General features: G+C 70.9%; 11 protein-coding genes. All 11 read right to left on the minus strand.

The window, feature by feature from the left end; translation table 11 throughout:
- Positions 1-59 precede the first annotated feature (59 nt).
- Entirely contained in the window at positions 60-827 is a 768-nt protein-coding gene (locus ACZ5WG_RS16585; RefSeq protein WP_468723763.1) for a response regulator transcription factor, read from the minus strand.
- A gap of 151 nt (positions 828-978) precedes the next feature.
- On the minus strand, positions 979-2,700 hold the full coding sequence (tsrT, locus tag ACZ5WG_RS16590) for a tryptophan 2-C-methyltransferase (RefSeq protein ID WP_468723764.1): 1,722 nt from the start codon (positions 2,698-2,700) through the stop codon (positions 979-981).
- Between the two features lie 40 nt (positions 2,701-2,740).
- Entirely contained in the window at positions 2,741-3,952 is a 1,212-nt protein-coding gene (locus ACZ5WG_RS16595) for an acyl-CoA dehydrogenase family protein (protein WP_468723766.1), read from the minus strand.
- Between the two features lie 21 nt (positions 3,953-3,973).
- Complete coding sequence (locus ACZ5WG_RS16600; protein WP_468723768.1) at positions 3,974-5,188, minus strand: acyl-CoA dehydrogenase family protein; 1,215 nt, start codon at positions 5,186-5,188, stop codon at positions 3,974-3,976.
- A gap of 70 nt (positions 5,189-5,258) precedes the next feature.
- Positions 5,259-6,557 carry an ATP-grasp domain-containing protein gene (locus tag ACZ5WG_RS16605; protein ID WP_468723769.1) on the minus strand — a complete coding sequence of 433 codons (1,299 nt, stop codon included), beginning with the start codon at positions 6,555-6,557 and terminating at the stop codon, positions 5,259-5,261.
- On the minus strand, positions 6,554-7,840 hold the full coding sequence (locus ACZ5WG_RS16610; RefSeq protein ID WP_468723771.1) for a lysine N(6)-hydroxylase/L-ornithine N(5)-oxygenase family protein: 1,287 nt from the start codon (positions 7,838-7,840) through the stop codon (positions 6,554-6,556). Before ACZ5WG_RS16610 ends, ACZ5WG_RS16605 begins: the two co-directional genes overlap by 4 nt.
- Positions 7,837-9,114 carry an ATP-grasp domain-containing protein gene (locus tag ACZ5WG_RS16615; RefSeq protein WP_468723772.1) on the minus strand — a complete coding sequence of 426 codons (1,278 nt, stop codon included), beginning with the start codon at positions 9,112-9,114 and terminating at the stop codon, positions 7,837-7,839. Before ACZ5WG_RS16615 ends, ACZ5WG_RS16610 begins: the two co-directional genes overlap by 4 nt.
- Positions 9,111-10,427 (minus strand): MFS transporter, encoded by a 1,317-nt coding sequence (locus tag ACZ5WG_RS16620; RefSeq protein ID WP_468723774.1) that lies wholly within the window; start codon positions 10,425-10,427, stop codon positions 9,111-9,113. The genes ACZ5WG_RS16615 and ACZ5WG_RS16620 overlap by 4 nt, the downstream gene beginning before the upstream one ends.
- Positions 10,424-11,545 (minus strand): NAD(P)/FAD-dependent oxidoreductase, encoded by a 1,122-nt coding sequence (locus ACZ5WG_RS16625; RefSeq protein WP_468723775.1) that lies wholly within the window; start codon positions 11,543-11,545, stop codon positions 10,424-10,426. Before ACZ5WG_RS16625 ends, ACZ5WG_RS16620 begins: the two co-directional genes overlap by 4 nt.
- Positions 11,542-13,077: a class I tRNA ligase family protein gene (locus ACZ5WG_RS16630; RefSeq protein ID WP_468723777.1), complete on the minus strand. Its 1,536-nt coding sequence runs from the start codon at positions 13,075-13,077 to the stop codon at positions 11,542-11,544. The genes ACZ5WG_RS16625 and ACZ5WG_RS16630 overlap by 4 nt, the downstream gene beginning before the upstream one ends.
- Positions 13,077-14,357 (minus strand): lysine N(6)-hydroxylase/L-ornithine N(5)-oxygenase family protein, encoded by a 1,281-nt coding sequence (locus ACZ5WG_RS16635; RefSeq protein ID WP_468723778.1) that lies wholly within the window; start codon positions 14,355-14,357, stop codon positions 13,077-13,079. Before ACZ5WG_RS16635 ends, ACZ5WG_RS16630 begins: the two co-directional genes overlap by 1 nt.
- Positions 14,358-14,408: the final 51 nt, after the last annotated feature.

Consider the following 14,408-nt stretch of genomic DNA (forward strand, 5'->3'; position numbering starts at 1 on the left):
GTTCCCTTGTCGAAAGGGAATCTCTGCCGCACGCTGTCGCATGTGGTGATATCGGCGGATCAGCCGTGCCCCAGACCCGCGTCGCGGGCCAGCACGATGGCTTGGGACCGATCGGCCACGCCGAGTTTTCCGAATATCGTGGAGACGCGGTTGCTGATGGTCTTCGATGCGAGCACGAGCTCACGGGCAATGGCGGCATTCGACTTGCCCGCGGCGATACGTTCCAGAACGTCCCGTTCCCGGTTGGTCAACTGCGGGAAGGGGTAGTAATACTGCCCGGTCGACGCCGGGCACATCAGGGCTCCGAGCCGGTTGGCGATCGACTTGTCGACGATTCCCTCACCGGCCGCGACGGCCTGAATACCGCGCAGGATCTGGTCCGCGTCGGCCCGCTTGAACAGATAGCCGCGCGCACCGGCCTGGAGCGCGGCGGTGATGACCCGGTCGTCGTCGACCGAGCTGAAGACGAGGATGCCCGTTTCGGGCCATAATCTCAGCACTTCGGATATCACCCGCATACCGGCCCGTTCGTCCATGAGCGGGTCGACCACGAGGACGTGGGGCCGGCAGCGGGAGGTCTCCGCGATCACCTCGTCCGCCGTGGCGGCCTCGCCGACGACGGATATCCCCCCGGACCGTTCCAGGACGGAACGGACTCCGTGGCGAATCGCGGGCTGCGCGTCGGCGAGCACGACGGTGACGGTGGCGAGAGGTCTGGCGACGACCGCGAGATCACCGTCGGGCCGCCGGCCAGCGAACTCCCTTTGCGCCTCACCCTGTGACGAGAGCGGCCAGAGCAGCCCCTTGATGTTTGTCGTCTGATGCATTTCTACCTTCCCCCCGAATCGATCTTTTACGGCGGCCCAGGCCGACCGGCCGTTACCAGAATGGTGCACAGGCCAGCCTTACCGCAACGGTCAGGGGGATATCCGCGCGGCGCGGTCACCATGTCGGTATCGACATTGACATCCGGCCATGTCAGTTTTCTGCGGACTCTGCCATTCCTACCTCTTGCGCCTGACGGAGAATTGCCTCGCGGTCTCGCCAATGCGCCCAGAATGCTCCGGTGTATCCGAGTCCGCTGAGACTCGTCAGGAACGGATTGTCCGCGTAGTTGTTGTCGTGCTCGCTCATGCCTGCCAGCGTCGGCAGCATGACCCGGTGGTGGTCGGACGGGTCGACGAGCTCCCAGAGCAGTTCCACGGACCGCCGCCGCAGCCCGGACGGATCGCTGACCGTTCCGGCGTCCTCCAGGAGATCCGGCGAGAAGTAGCAGACGAGGCGGAAGTTGCCCGACGCGTCGAACATGAACTGCCGCTCGTACTCGACCGGGCCCGAGCACCGGGCCAGCGGCTTCAGCACGATCGGCTCGGTGGCCGTATTCGACTGCAGTCCGGGCACCGTGCGCACCCCGTCGCACTGCTCGGCCATCGCGATGCCCAGCGGTGTGTGGGGGAAGAGCCGCAGCCCCAGCGAGAACCCGGTCACGGTGGCGTCCAGCGCCATGAACGCCTCGACGCATTCGCGCATGCTCTGCGGCGTCTCGCCCGGCATTCCGAACAGCGCCTCGACCATGGTCAGCATGCCGTTGGCGTGGCAGAGCCGGACCAGTTTCTCGGTGTCGGCGAAGGAGTAGTACGTGGTGCCCTTCTCGGTGACCTTCCAGCCGCGCAGCATGTCCGCCCGTACGTGGTCGGAGCCGACGTTCACCCCGCGGCAGCCCGCTGCCGCGAGCAGCTCGGCGAACTCCTCGTCGAACGGCGAGGGCTGGCAGTAGACCCACAGCCGCAGCTCGTTCAGCGGATTGCCGGAGTCGGCGTGCTTGCGGCGGACGATCTCGCGCAGCAGCTGCTTCGCGTGGGAGATGGACAGGTTGAACTCGCTGTCGGTGGTGTGCTGGTCGAGGATTCCCTGCGCGGCGAGGGACTGCATCTCGTCGACCACGGCGGCGACGTCGCGCCGGCCGAACCGGATGCCCTTCGCGTCCGGTTCGACGCAGTGCGAGCAGCGGTAGGTGCAGCCGTTCTTGGTGAGGATGCCGGCCAGCCCGCCGCGCTGGTAGTAGAGCAGGTTGTCCACCTTGTGCGGCGAGCCGGAGCGGCGCAGATACGTACCTGCCCGGTCCACCTGCCACACGCGGTCCTCGAACTGCCCGGCGGGCCGCGGTGCCACGGCGCTGCGCGGCGCCGGGGAGAGCGCCGGCGGCGGTACCCGGACGACCCCCTCCCCCGTGTTGCGCAGCAGACCGGACACCGTGCTCGTGTCGCGCCCGGTGACCAGCGCGTCGGCGAGATCGCAGATGATCTGCTCGCCGGGGCCCTTGACGCCGAAGTCGATGCCGAAGTAGTCGACCAGCGCGAAGGGCATGGAGGAGAAGCCGATGCCGCCGCCGACGACCGGCGCGTCCGTCAGTCGCTTGATCTCGGTGATGATCTCCTTGTGCTCCCCGATGAAGGGACGCTGCTCGAAGGCGTAGACGGTGTCGGTGTTGCGGATGGTGACACCGACGAGGACCGGGTTGCGCGCTCCGAAGTATTCGGAGAGGCAGGACTTCCAGTCCTCCCGGTGGAACGTGAGGTCGACCACCTCGACCTCGAAGTCGGCGGCCTCCAACGAGGTCGTGAGCACATCGAGCGCATAGGGCGCGATCGGTGGGTGCACCTTGTTGGGATTGACCAAAAGCACCAGGCCTCGGCCCATCGGACTTTCTCCCCCCTGGCCTGCACGCAGGCGAATTGCGTTATCTGACGATGCCGAGGCAGATCCCGAACTCGGGTTTCCCGCCCAGCAGATAGGCGCCGGCCGACTGGAGGATGCGGTCCTGGGCGGTGGCGTGCTGGCACATGGTGGTGGTGTCGCGCATCCAGCGGTCCATCGGCGACGACTGGTGGATCGACCAGGTCTGGAGCAGGTCGAAGAGACGGCCGACGATCGACCGCGAGGTGCGGAAGGCGTGCACCCAGGCGAGCGGCGACGCGGCGCGCTCCTCGGGATCGAGGTCGTCCAGGGTGCCCCCGGCGGCCAGCACCTCCCACTGGCGCCGCTGGCTCCCGTACACCCCGCCCCGGGTGGCGAGGAAGTCCGCCTCGCATTCGGCGAGCGTGACCTGGGCCCGGAAGTGGTCCTTCCACGCCACCCCGGTCATCCGGTCCACCCGGGTCCGGGCGGTCTCCCGCGCGTGGTCCAGGGCGGCCCGGGCCACCCCGAGCGCCACGCCGCACATGCTGCGCGTGAACGCGTCCGGCTGGGCGAGCGGGCCGGGCCGGCCGCGTACCTTGCCGAAGCTGTACGTGTGCTCCTCGGGGACGAAGACATCGGCCATCGTGTAGTCGCAACTGCCGGTGCCGCGCATGCCCATGGTGTGCCAGTTGTCGATGACCTCCACCTGGGCCCGGGGCACCAGGAACTGCCGCGACTCGTGCGGATTGCTGCCGTCCGGGCTCGCGTACGGCTCGCCGTCCTGGTAGACGAACGCACCCGAGGTCACCCAGTCGGCGTGGGTGATGCCGCTGCCGAACGACCAGCGGCCGGAGAGCCGGAAGCCGCCGGGAACCCGCTCGGCGTGACCCGTCGGCTGCAGCAGCCCGGCCATGATCGTGTCCGGGGTCGGGAAGATCTCCTTGGCCACCGTCTCGTCGAGGAAGGCGCTGAAGATGCCGCTGCTCGCGCCCATCACCGTGCACCAGGCCGCGGAGGCGTCCCCGTGCGCGAGCGTCTCGACGACCTGCGTCTGCTCCATCGTCGTCAGCGCCAGGCCGCCCAGCTCACGGCCGAAGGCCATCCGGAACATCCCGGCGTCGCGCAGCATGTCCACCACGTCCGCCGGCAGCCGCCGCGCCTCTTCGATCTCAGCCGACCGCTCCCGCAGCAGCGGTGCCAGCTCCTTCGCACGGGCGAGGAGCTCCGCCGCGGTGGCGGGCACCTCGGCCCCCGGGGTCCGGGTCATGGTCATGTGATCGCCTTTCACTTGGCCCTACTTGACGATGCCGAGGCTCATCCGGAACTTGGGCGGCCGGCCCAGCAGGTAGGCGCCACCGGATTCGAGGATCAGGTCCGAGGCGGCGACGTGCTGGCACATGGTCGCGGTGTCCCGCATCCAGCGGTCCATCGGCGAGGACCGGTTGATCGACCAGGCCTGGAGCAGGTCGTAGAGCCGGTTCACGATCGCCCGCGAGGTGCGGAAGGCGTGCACCCAGGCGAGCGAGGAAGCGGCCCGCTCGGTGGCGGTGAGATCGTCCAGGGTGCCGCCGCCCGCCAGTACGTCCCAGTGCCGCTGCGAGCTGCTGTAGACGCCGCTGCGGGCGGCGTTGAACTCCGCCTCGCACTCGGCGAGGGTGACCTGCACGCGGAAGGTGTCCGCCCACACCGCGCCGGTCATCTTGTCCACCCGGGTCAGCGCGGTCTCCCGGGCTTGGTCCAGCGCGGCCCTGGCCACCCCGAGCGGCACGGCGCACAGGCTGCGCATGAAGGAGTCGGGCTGGGCGATCGGGGTGTCGGTGCGGCCCCGCACCTTGTAGAAGGTGTAGGTGTGTTCCTCCGGCACGAACACGTCGGTGATCGTGTAGTCGCTGCTCCCGCTGCCGCACAGGCCGGTGGTGTCCCAGTTCCCGACGACCCCGACCTCGTGGGCCGGCACCAGGAACTGGCGCGACGCGTGCGCGTTGCTGCCGTCCGGACTCGCCCACGGCTTGCCGTCCTGGTAGATGAACGCCCCGGAGGTCACCCAGTCGGCATGGGTGATGCCGCTGCCGAACGACCACCGGCCGGTCAGCCGGAAGCCGCCGGGAACCCGCTCGGCGTGCCCGGCCGGCGCGATCAGCCCGGCAGTGATCATGTCCAGGCTCGGGAACACCTCCTTGACCACGGCGGGGTCCAGGAAGTTGCTGATCGCCCCGGTCATCGCGCCGATCGCCGCGCACCAGCCGGCCGAGGCGTCCCCGTAGGCCAGCGTCTCCACGACCTCGGCCTGCTGCATCGACGTCAGCTCGGGACCGCCCCACTCGGGCCCGAAGCACATCCGGAACACTCCGGTGCCGCGCAGCATGTCCACGACGTCCGCCGGGAGTTGCCGGGCCTGCTCGATCTCCGCCGACCGCTCCCGCAACCGCGGAGCCAGTGCCTTGGCCCGCTCCAGGATCTCTGCCGCGGTCGTGGGTGCTTCGGTGCCCGGGTTCCGGGTCGTGCTCATGCGTTCCCCCTCAGGTGATGGTGTGCTGCGCTGCCGCGTTGCTGCGTTGCTGCGTTCGTCGGACAGACGGTCATTCGTCCACGTCGAGCAGGCCGGCCGGCATCTCGAACGGCGCGTCCGGATCCGGCGGGCCGATCGGTTCGGCGTCCAGTGCGACGAGCGCCGCCGCCGCGTCCAGCCGCTCCAGGCAGGTCTGCGTGTCGTCGGCCTCGCACACCACGAAGGAGTGCCGTGCCAGGTAGCCGCCCGGGGGCAGCCGCAGGGTGGTGCCGGGCTCGGCCATCGGCGCGGCGGCGACCAGGCCCGGGGCCTCGGCCGGTACGGCGACCGACCGCAGCAGGCAGTCCCGTTCCGGGTAGCCGAACCGGATGCCGGCGACGGCCCGCCGGCTGGGCCGGGTGTCCGGCCGCTGCCCGGTGGCCACGTCGAACAGCACCTCGCCGGGCTCGATGCCGGTCGCGGTCCTGCCGAGGAAGGGGATCAGGTCCCCGCCGAGCCGGCCGTTGATCTCGATGATCAGCGGCCCGCGGCCGGTCAGCCGGACCTCGCTGTGGGTGATGCCGTCCTCGATGCCGAGCACCTGGTGCGCCCGGGCCAGGGTGCGCATCAGCTCGTGGTCCGCCATCAGCGGGTCGGCCGCGTCGACGAGGTGCCCGACCTCCTCGAAGTACGGCTGGTCGCTGCTGTGTTTGCGGGCCACGAACATCGGCAGGTACTCGCCCTTGTGTACGGCGCCGTCGATGCTGATCTCCGGCCCGGGCGCGTACCCCTCGACGATGGCGCTCGCCCGGTAGGGGCCCGGGTCGACCTCGCTCGCGGACAGGGCTATCCGGAACGCGGCGTCCAGCTCGGTCTCGTCGGCCGCGAACACGACGCCGATGCTGGCGCCCATCGCGCGCGGCTTGATCACCACGGGATAGCCGATCCGCTCCGCCGCCGCCCTGGCCTGCGCGGCGGTGGTGGTCAGCTCGAACCCCGGCTGGTACAGGCCCGCCGCGGTGAGCTCGGCCCGGGTGAGCTGCTTGTCCCGGCAGCCGCGCACGCCGGGCACGGACAGCCCCGGCACACCGAACTCGGCTGCGAGCAGCCCGGCGTCCAGGACCAGCGGCTCGTCCCAGCACATCAGGCCGACGATGCGGCGGCGTGCGGCGACCTCGCGTGCCGCCGCGCCCATCGCCTCGGAGTCGAAGACGTTGGCGACGATGATCTCGTCGAAGTACTCGTGCTGCCAGGTGGGGTTGAGGTTGTTCAGCAGCACCATGTCCAGGCCGGCCGCGCGGGCGCGGCGCCGGATCGGCGCGACGAGGTACTCGCGGTACACCTTCAGCCCGCTGCCGATGACCAGCAGGACTCCCCTGCCCGCGGTCATCGGGCACTCCCGGGTCCGGTCGCGGCGCCGCGGCGGGCGAGCAGGTCCGTGAGGATGTCGTGCGAGCGGTGGGCGAGGACGCTGATGAGGGAGTCGGCGATGCCGTGGGTCTCCTCGTTGACGCCCTGGAGGTAGACGGCGCCCCGGGCCGACTCGCCGAGCTCGACCCGGTGGGCGCGGCTCACCGCGACCTCGTCGATCCCGACGCGGGCCGCCAGCTCCCGTACGAGGGCGGGCTTGCGGGGGTCGTAGCCGGTGCCGAGCAGGACGAGGTCGCAGCGCAGCGGCTCCGTCTTGCCGCTCATCCGGTCCCGCAGGTCGAGTACGACGTCCCCGTCCTCGAGCCGGGCCCCGACGACCTCGGTCATCGCCCGGACCTCGGAGCGCTGCGGGCCGAGGGCCTTCTGCCGGTAGAGCATCGTGTACAGCTCGTCGAGGAACGGCGGTGCCAGCCCGGCGTAGTTCGTCAGCCGCATCTCGTCCAGGACCTGCGCCCGGACCTCCGCTGGGCTGTCGTAGAACTCGTCCACGAACGAGGGGAAGAACCGCTCGTTCACGAACTTGCTCGTCTGGTAGTTCTGCAGCCCGACCGAGCGTACGACCATGGTCACGCGGCTCTGCGGAAGGTTCTCGTGCAGCGCGTAGAACATCTCGGCGGCGCTCTGGGCCCCGCCGACCACCACGGCGCGCAGCGGTTCGTCCTTCGGGAGCAGCCCGATCCGGGTCCGGTACTGGGCGCTGTGGATCAGCCGGTCGGCCGGCAGGCCGGCGAAGACGTCCGGCACCCGCGGGTCGCGGCCTCCGCCGATGACGAGGTCCCGGCAGCGGATCACGTCCCCGTCGGTCAGCAGCACGCTCCACCCGGAGAGGGAGCCGTCCGCTTCCACGACCGGGTCGACCTGCGCGGCGCGGGCCCCGTACCGGATCCGGACCCGCTGCAGAGAGGTGGCGACCCACTGGAGGTAGTCGGAGAACTCCCACCGGAACGGGTGGAAGGTCCCCAGGTTGATGAACTCGTCCAACCGCCCCTGCTCGTGCAGGAAGTTGAGGAACGTGAACCTGCTCGAGGGATTCCGCAACGTCACCAGGTCCTTCAGGAAGGACACCTGGCTGCGCGCCCACGGCATCAGCAGGTCGCGCTGCCATTTGACGTCCGGACTCTGCTCCAGCAGCAGGGTTCCGTCCGCCAGTTCGGCCGAGCCCGATTCCTCGATGGCCACCGCGAGCGCCAGATTCGCCGGACCGGCGCCGATCGCCAGGACACCGACCTCCCGTACCGTCATGCTTCCCCCTCGATGTCGATCCGGACTGCGGCAGCGGCGGCCTCGGCCCGCCGCAGTGCCTCGGCGGAGCTGTCCGCGGTGGCCATGACGATCCCGGCGCGGTCCCAGGAGTGGCGCAGCCCGGTGAACCGGTCGCCCGGCCCGGCGGTGACCGCGACCAGGAACACGCCGTCGACCTGCCGGGCGTCCTCGACGCCGTGCACGGCCGTGACCCGGCCCGCCCCGGCGGCCAGGAACCGTACGGCCGCGCCGCCCTTGGCGCGCCGGGGCAGTTCGGCCGGCGGCTCCTCGCCCTTCATCACCGCGTAGTAGCTGCGCATGAGCTGTACGGGGTAGGCGAGCTGGATGGTGTCGACGATGCCACCGCCGGCGAGCCGGCCCGCGCATTCCACGAGGTACGGGACTCCGTCCGAGACGATCCATTCGCAGTGGACGATCCCGTGGCGGAAGCCGACGGCCCCGACGACGCGCGCCGTCTGCGCACCGAGCGCCTCCGCGAGGTCCTCGGGGATGTCCGCCGGGACGGTGTGCGCCATCTCCACCGGGTGGGGTCCGGGGAAGAGCTGTTTGCCGGTGACGTTGACGAACAGCGGGTGCCCGTCGCGTACGAGCATCTCGACGCTGAACTCGGGGCCCTCGACGTACTGTTCGGCGAGCATGGACAGTTCCATGGGCCGGTCGGGCACGAAGACGCCCTCGTCCTGGACCAGGCAGTCCGCCCAGGCCTGTTCGACCTCGGCCGGGTCGTGGATCACCCGGGTGCCCACGGCGGCCTGGCGGTTGGCGGGTTTGAGCACGACGGGGCCGGCCTGGCCGCGCAGGAAGTCCCGTACGGCGGCGGGCCCGTCCACCCGGACACCGGCCGGGTTGGCGATCCCGGCCGAGGCGCTGACCTGCCGCAGCAGGGCCTTGTCGCGGAGTATCCGGGCGGCTCCGAGGCCGGCTCCGGGCAGACCGTAGCGCTCCGCGAGGCGCGCGGCGAACGGGGTCGCGTACTCGATCGCCGGGACGACCGCGGCGGGTGCGAGGCCGGGGTGGGCGTTGTGGAACTCGTCGGCCTTGCCCTCGAGGTGGTACTCCCACTCGATCAGGCCGCGGACGAACGCCACCCCGTCGAGCTGCTCGTGCACGTGCCGTTTGCGGACGACATCGGGCTCTTCGATGTAGATCACCGAGTCGTCCGGCTGGAACTCCCCGATGGCGGCGAGCGTGACGCCGACGAACCCGACGATCAGGACCGGCCCGGCGGCCGGGCCGGGCTGCTGCTCGTTCATGACGTGCCTCCGACGACTTCGGGCTTTCCTTCGGTGCCGGCGTCCGCGTCCTTCGTAGGAGAGGGCTCGGGCGGCTGTTTCACACCGGCCAGGGCGAGCAGTCCGGCCAGGGCGGTCACGACGCCGCACAGCAGCCAGAACCCGCCGCCGAGCCTGGTCCAGAGGAAGACGCCGAACAGCGGCGCGAGTGCCGAGGCCGCTCCGCCCACGGCCTGCATGGTGCCGATGTAGCGGGCCTTGACCGCCGCGGGGAACGTCGCCGGGTGGGCGAACATGCTCGGCGCGGCGATCATGATCCCGCAGACGACCAGCACCGCACCGGTGATGGTGAACGCACCGGACCGGGAGGTCAGCCCGTAGACCGCGAGGCCGACGGCCTCCACCAGATGGCCGGTGATCACCCGTACGTGCTTCGGCAGCCTGCTGAGGTAGGCCGTGATCTTGAGCTCGCAGGTGATCAGTACGACGGAGGACACTGTGAGCACGGTGCTGTAGAAGCCGGTCGGGTAGTGGTCCGCGGCGAGCTCCAGCGGCAGGGCGATGTGGCCCTGCGCGTAGGTGAGCGAGCCGAGCAGGATGGCGCCCAGGTAGAGCAGGTACTTCCGGTCGCGGGCCATCGTGGCGTACGCCGAACGGCCGTCGGCGGCCGGTCCGGACGCCGCGGCTTCGGGTGCGGCTCCGCCCGCGGCCTCGGCTTCCGGCTCCGCCTCCCCCTCCACGGCCTTCCTCGGAAGCAGGGCGAACGCCAGCAGGGCGTAGACCAGCGCGGTCCCGCCGTCGATCCAGAACAGCAGGTCCCAGTCGACCAGGATGACCAGCGCGGCGACCAGCGGGGCCAGGGCGGCGCCGATGTTCAGCGCGATGCGCATCATCGAGAACGCCATGACCTGGTACCGCTCCGGCATCAGGTCGCTGAGCATCACGGCGGCCGCCGGCCGGTACGCCTGGGTGAACAGGCCCGCGAGCCCGACCACGACCAGCAGCGCCCACAGCGTCCCGGGCCCGCTCAGCCAGGAGATCGACGCCACCAGCGGGGCCGATGCCCCCATCGCCGCCATGATGGTGACCCGCGGGCCGAACCGGTGGGTGGTCTCGGCGCCCAGCATCGTGCCGAAGACCGAACCGATGCTGTACGCGACGAGCGAGAGCCCCGCCACGCTGACCGACGCGCCGCGGAAGGTCAGGTACAGCACGAGGAACGTCTGGACGAAAGCCCCGAGTTGGTTGACCAGTACGCCGCCGAGGAGATATCGGACCGGTGTCGGAGTCGCCTTCAGCGCGTCGAACACCCGGACCGGAGCATCCTCCGTCATGCCGCCCCTTCCCTCAAGACATCGACGATGCGGTCCGCGACGAGCGGGGCCGCACTGAATCCGGATCCGCCGCACGCCGCCCGCGACCAGACGGCGGGACCCACGCGGACGAGCAGTGCGCCGCCGGTGTCCGCGTCGGCCGCGTAGTGGCAGGGCTTCACGGCGGCCACGGTGTAGCGGTGCAGGCCGGTCAGCGGCGCCGCCGCGGCGAGCCGCTCGGCCCAGGGCTCCTGGTCCTCGGCGGCGCAGTCCTCGGTGGTGTCCACCGTGCGGCAGACCGCGTCGGAGCTGATCTTCAGGAGCGTGCCGTCACCGGGCGGTACCGCCCAGGCCCGGCCGTCCGCGCCGAGTCCGCCGGCCGCGGGTGCGCGTTCCCACCACCGCGCCGCGTCGGCCGGCGGATGCAGGTAGACCATGGTCTGGCGGTGCAGGACGACCGGCGGCCCGGCCAGGTCGCGCGTCCACGGGCCGGCCGCGACCAGGACCAGGTCGGCGCCCAGCCGCTCGCCGCCGGCGAGCCGTACCTTCCCGGAGTCCGTGTCGATCCCGGTCACCGCGGTGTACGGACGCAAGGTCACCGCCGGATGCCCGTCGAGCCGGCGGGCGGCGGCGTGCAGGACCCGCTCCGCGAGCAACACCCCGCCGTCCACGTCCAGGAGCCCTGCCGAGTCCGGCGGGAACTCCAGGTGCGGCAGCTTCTCCGGTTCCACCGTCCGTACGCAGACCCCCGCCTCGGCGGCCGATGCGGCCAGCGCGGCGAGGCGTTCCCGGGGCCAGGCGGTGACCACTCCGACCCGGCGGTGGAAGCGGGTTCCGAGCAGCGTCTCCAGGTCCTGCCATCGGCGGTGGGCGGCCGTCATCCGCCGGGTGGCGTCCGGGTCGTCCGGGCCGAAGGTGCGGACGACCCGGTGCTGGTCGAAGGAGCTGGCGTGCGGGTTGGGGATCGGTCCCCTGTCCAGCACGGTCACGCGGTGGCCGGCGAGCGCGCACTCCACGGCGGTCAGCAGCCCGGTGACGCCGGCTCCGACGACCACGACGGCGGCCCCGCCCGCGGCCCCGCCCACGGCCCGGGCCCCGGCCCCGGCCCCGGCCTGCCGGCCGGAAGGCGCCGCCTTCACCGTCCCGGCTCCGCCAGGCGCGGCAGCCGTACGGGGGTGAACTCCGTGGCGTGCGGCTCGGCGGGGATCGCGCCGTCGGGGAGGCCCGCCTCGGCCAGGTCGATCAGCAGCGGCGCCGCGCAGCGCAGGAACACGTCGACCTCGTGGCAGAAGTCGCCGGCGTCGGCCGGTCCCACCTCCCACCGGTCCAGCCGTGCCAGCTGCTCGGACAGGGTGAACGCGGCCGCGGTCAGGTTGAAGCGGCGGACGTCGTAGGCGGCGGCGAAGCGCTCCAGCAGGCGCGCGGCCGCCTCCCGGGACCGCCCGGACACCGGTAACGGACCCCGGCCTGCCCAGCTGCCGGCCTTGTCCGCGACCCGGTTCCACGGCCCGACGAGCCGTTCGCCGGTCACCCGGGTCAGCGCCTCGCGCGTGAAGTTGGTGCGCTGGAAGTCGGGGCTGGTCGCGGCGAGGTAGAAGCGGATGACGTCCCTGGGCACCTCGGCGGCCAGTTCCCGGCCCGATACGACATGGCCGCGGCTGGTGGAGAACTTGTCGTGGTCCAGCTCGTAGAACTCGTTGGTGACGAAGTGCTCGGGCAGGGTGTAGCCGCCCAGCGCCTCCAGCATCGCCGCCCCGACGACGGCGAAGGCGAAGCCGGCGTCCGAGCCGAAGAAGTACACGACCTTGTTGCCGGCCTCGGAGAACCACAACTCGTCGTCGGCCGCGAGCACTTCGCCGCGCTCCTCGGCGGCGAGCGCGGTGCAGTGCATGCTCCAGGCGATCGTCTCGGCATCCGCGTAGATCACCTGGTCCGCGACCTCAGGGAAGGGTGCGGGGATGCCCCACGCGATGGGGAGGGTTACGGGATAGTCCGGGAGCGGCCGGGCGAGGATCTCCTCGATCATCTGCGCCAGGCGCGGGCGCATCGTCGCGCTCTGCCGGGCGAAGTAGGTTACGAGCGCCTCGCGGTGGTCTTCGAGCGGCAGCACCAGGACCTGCTGCTCGCGCAGTTCGACCGGGTCCTCGGGGTGCAGGGTCGAGCGCGGCTCGATCAGGTCGCCGGATGCGATCCAGTGCCCGCAGTTCTCGCAGAGCCCGGCGCACCCGTCGGCGAGGCACACCGGGCAGCCGCCGCGGACGTAGGCGTCGGTGAGGTACTCGCCGGTGCGCGGTGCGTACGGGAACCTGACGCCTTGCAGCCGGAGTGCGCCGCTGCTGTGCAGGCGCTCGAAGAAGGTCCGGACGGTTTTGACGTACCGGTCGCCGAAGCGGACGAACCCGTCCGGCCGGATGCCCATGGCCGCGAGGGTCTGCTCCACCTGCCCGGCCGACCGGACGCGCAGCTCTTCGGGTGGTACGCCCAGTCTGCGGGCGGTGGTCACGATGTAGTTCTGCGTGAAGTGCACGCCCGTGCCGAACAGCACGTCGTGGCCCGCGGCGCGGGCGTACCTCGCGCAGACGTCGGCGGCGAGGAACGGTCCGGCCAGGTGGCCCAGGTGCAGATCGCCGTTCGCGGTCGGGCCGGGGGCGATCACGAGTGTCCGCTGCATCAGGCGCTCCTGGATTCGGCGCCGGCGCGGCGGGAGAGCAGGTCGGTGAGGATGTCCTGGGAGCGGTGGGCGAGGACGCTGATGAGGGAGTCGGCGATGCCGTGGGTCTCCTCGTTGACGCCCTGGAGGTAGACGGCGCCCCAGGCGGACTCCCCGAGTTCCACCCGGTGGGCGCGGCTCACCGCGACCTCGTCGATCCCGACGCGGGCCGCCAGCTCCCGTACGAGGGCGGGTTTACGGGGGTCGTAGCCGGTGCCGAGGAGGACGAGGTCGCAGCGCAGGGGCTCCGTCTTGCCGCTCATCCGGTCCCGCAGGTCCAGGACCACTTCCCCGTCCTCGAGCCGCGCCCCGACGACCTCGGTCATCGCCCGGACCTCGGAGCGCTGCGGGCCGAGCGTCTTCTGCCGGTAGAGCATCGTGTACAGCTCGTCGAGGAACGGCGGTGCCAGCCCGGCGTAATTCGTGAAGCGCATTTCGTCGAGCAGCTGCGCCCTTACTTCCGCCGGACTTTCGTAGAACTCGTCCACGAAGGAAGGGAAGAACAACTCGTTCACGAATTTGCTGGTCTGGTAGGTCTGCAGGCCGATCGACCGCACCAGCATCGTCACTTGGCTCTGCGGCAGATTTTCGTGCAGCGCGTAGAACATCTCCGCCGCACTCTGCGCCCCGCCGACCACCACCGCCCGGACCGGCTCGTCCCGTGGAATCCCCGCAATCCGCGTCCGGTACTGCGCACTGTGAATCAGCCGGTCGTGCGGAAGACCGGAAAACACTTCGGGTACGCGCGGGTCGCGGCCGCCGCCGACGACGAGGTCCCGGCAGCGGATCTCGTCCCCGTCCGTCAGCAGCACGCTCCACCCGGAGACGGCCCCGTCCGGCCCGCACACCGGATCGACCTGCGCCGCCCGCGCCCCGTACCGGATCTCGACCCGCTCCAGGGACTTCGCGACCCACTGCAGGTAGTCCGAGAACTCCCACCGGAACGGGTGGAACGTCCCCAGGTTCACGAACTCGTCCAACCGCCCCTGCTCGTGCAGGAAATTGAGGAACGTGAACCTGCTCGAGGGATTCCGCAACGTCACCAGGTCCTTCAGGAAGGACACCTGGCTGCGCGCCCACGGCATCAGCAGATCACGCTGCCATGTGACGTCCGGACTCTGCTCCAACAGCAGCGTGCCGTCCGCCAATTCGGCCGAACCCGACTCCTCGATGGCCACCGCCAGCGCCAGATTCGCCGGACCCGCACCGATCGCCAGAACACCGACCTCCCGAACAGTCACACTTCCCCCTCGATCACAGTGATCCCAGTCGCGGACAGGCAGTAGCGAGGC

This window comes from Streptomyces sp. NPDC032745 (genome assembly GCF_055579465.1).

What these genes read in the sequence shown, in the direction of transcription:
- ACZ5WG_RS16585 (WP_468723763.1), bottom strand. Translation starts at nt 827, where the DNA reads ATGCATCAGACGACAAACATCAAGGGGCTGCTCTGGCCGCTCTCGTCA.
- tsrT (WP_468723764.1), bottom strand. Translation starts at nt 2,700, where the DNA reads ATGGGCCGAGGCCTGGTGCTTTTGGTCAATCCCAACAAGGTGCACCCA.
- ACZ5WG_RS16595 (WP_468723766.1), bottom strand. Translation starts at nt 3,952, where the DNA reads ATGACCATGACCCGGACCCCGGGGGCCGAGGTGCCCGCCACCGCGGCG.
- ACZ5WG_RS16600 (WP_468723768.1), bottom strand. Translation starts at nt 5,188, where the DNA reads ATGAGCACGACCCGGAACCCGGGCACCGAAGCACCCACGACCGCGGCA.
- ACZ5WG_RS16605 (WP_468723769.1), bottom strand. Translation starts at nt 6,557, where the DNA reads ATGACCGCGGGCAGGGGAGTCCTGCTGGTCATCGGCAGCGGGCTGAAG.
- ACZ5WG_RS16610 (WP_468723771.1), bottom strand. Translation starts at nt 7,840, where the DNA reads ATGACGGTACGGGAGGTCGGTGTCCTGGCGATCGGCGCCGGTCCGGCG.
- ACZ5WG_RS16615 (WP_468723772.1), bottom strand. Translation starts at nt 9,114, where the DNA reads ATGAACGAGCAGCAGCCCGGCCCGGCCGCCGGGCCGGTCCTGATCGTC.
- ACZ5WG_RS16620 (WP_468723774.1), bottom strand. Translation starts at nt 10,427, where the DNA reads ATGACGGAGGATGCTCCGGTCCGGGTGTTCGACGCGCTGAAGGCGACT.
- ACZ5WG_RS16630 (WP_468723777.1), bottom strand. Translation starts at nt 13,077, where the DNA reads ATGCAGCGGACACTCGTGATCGCCCCCGGCCCGACCGCGAACGGCGAT.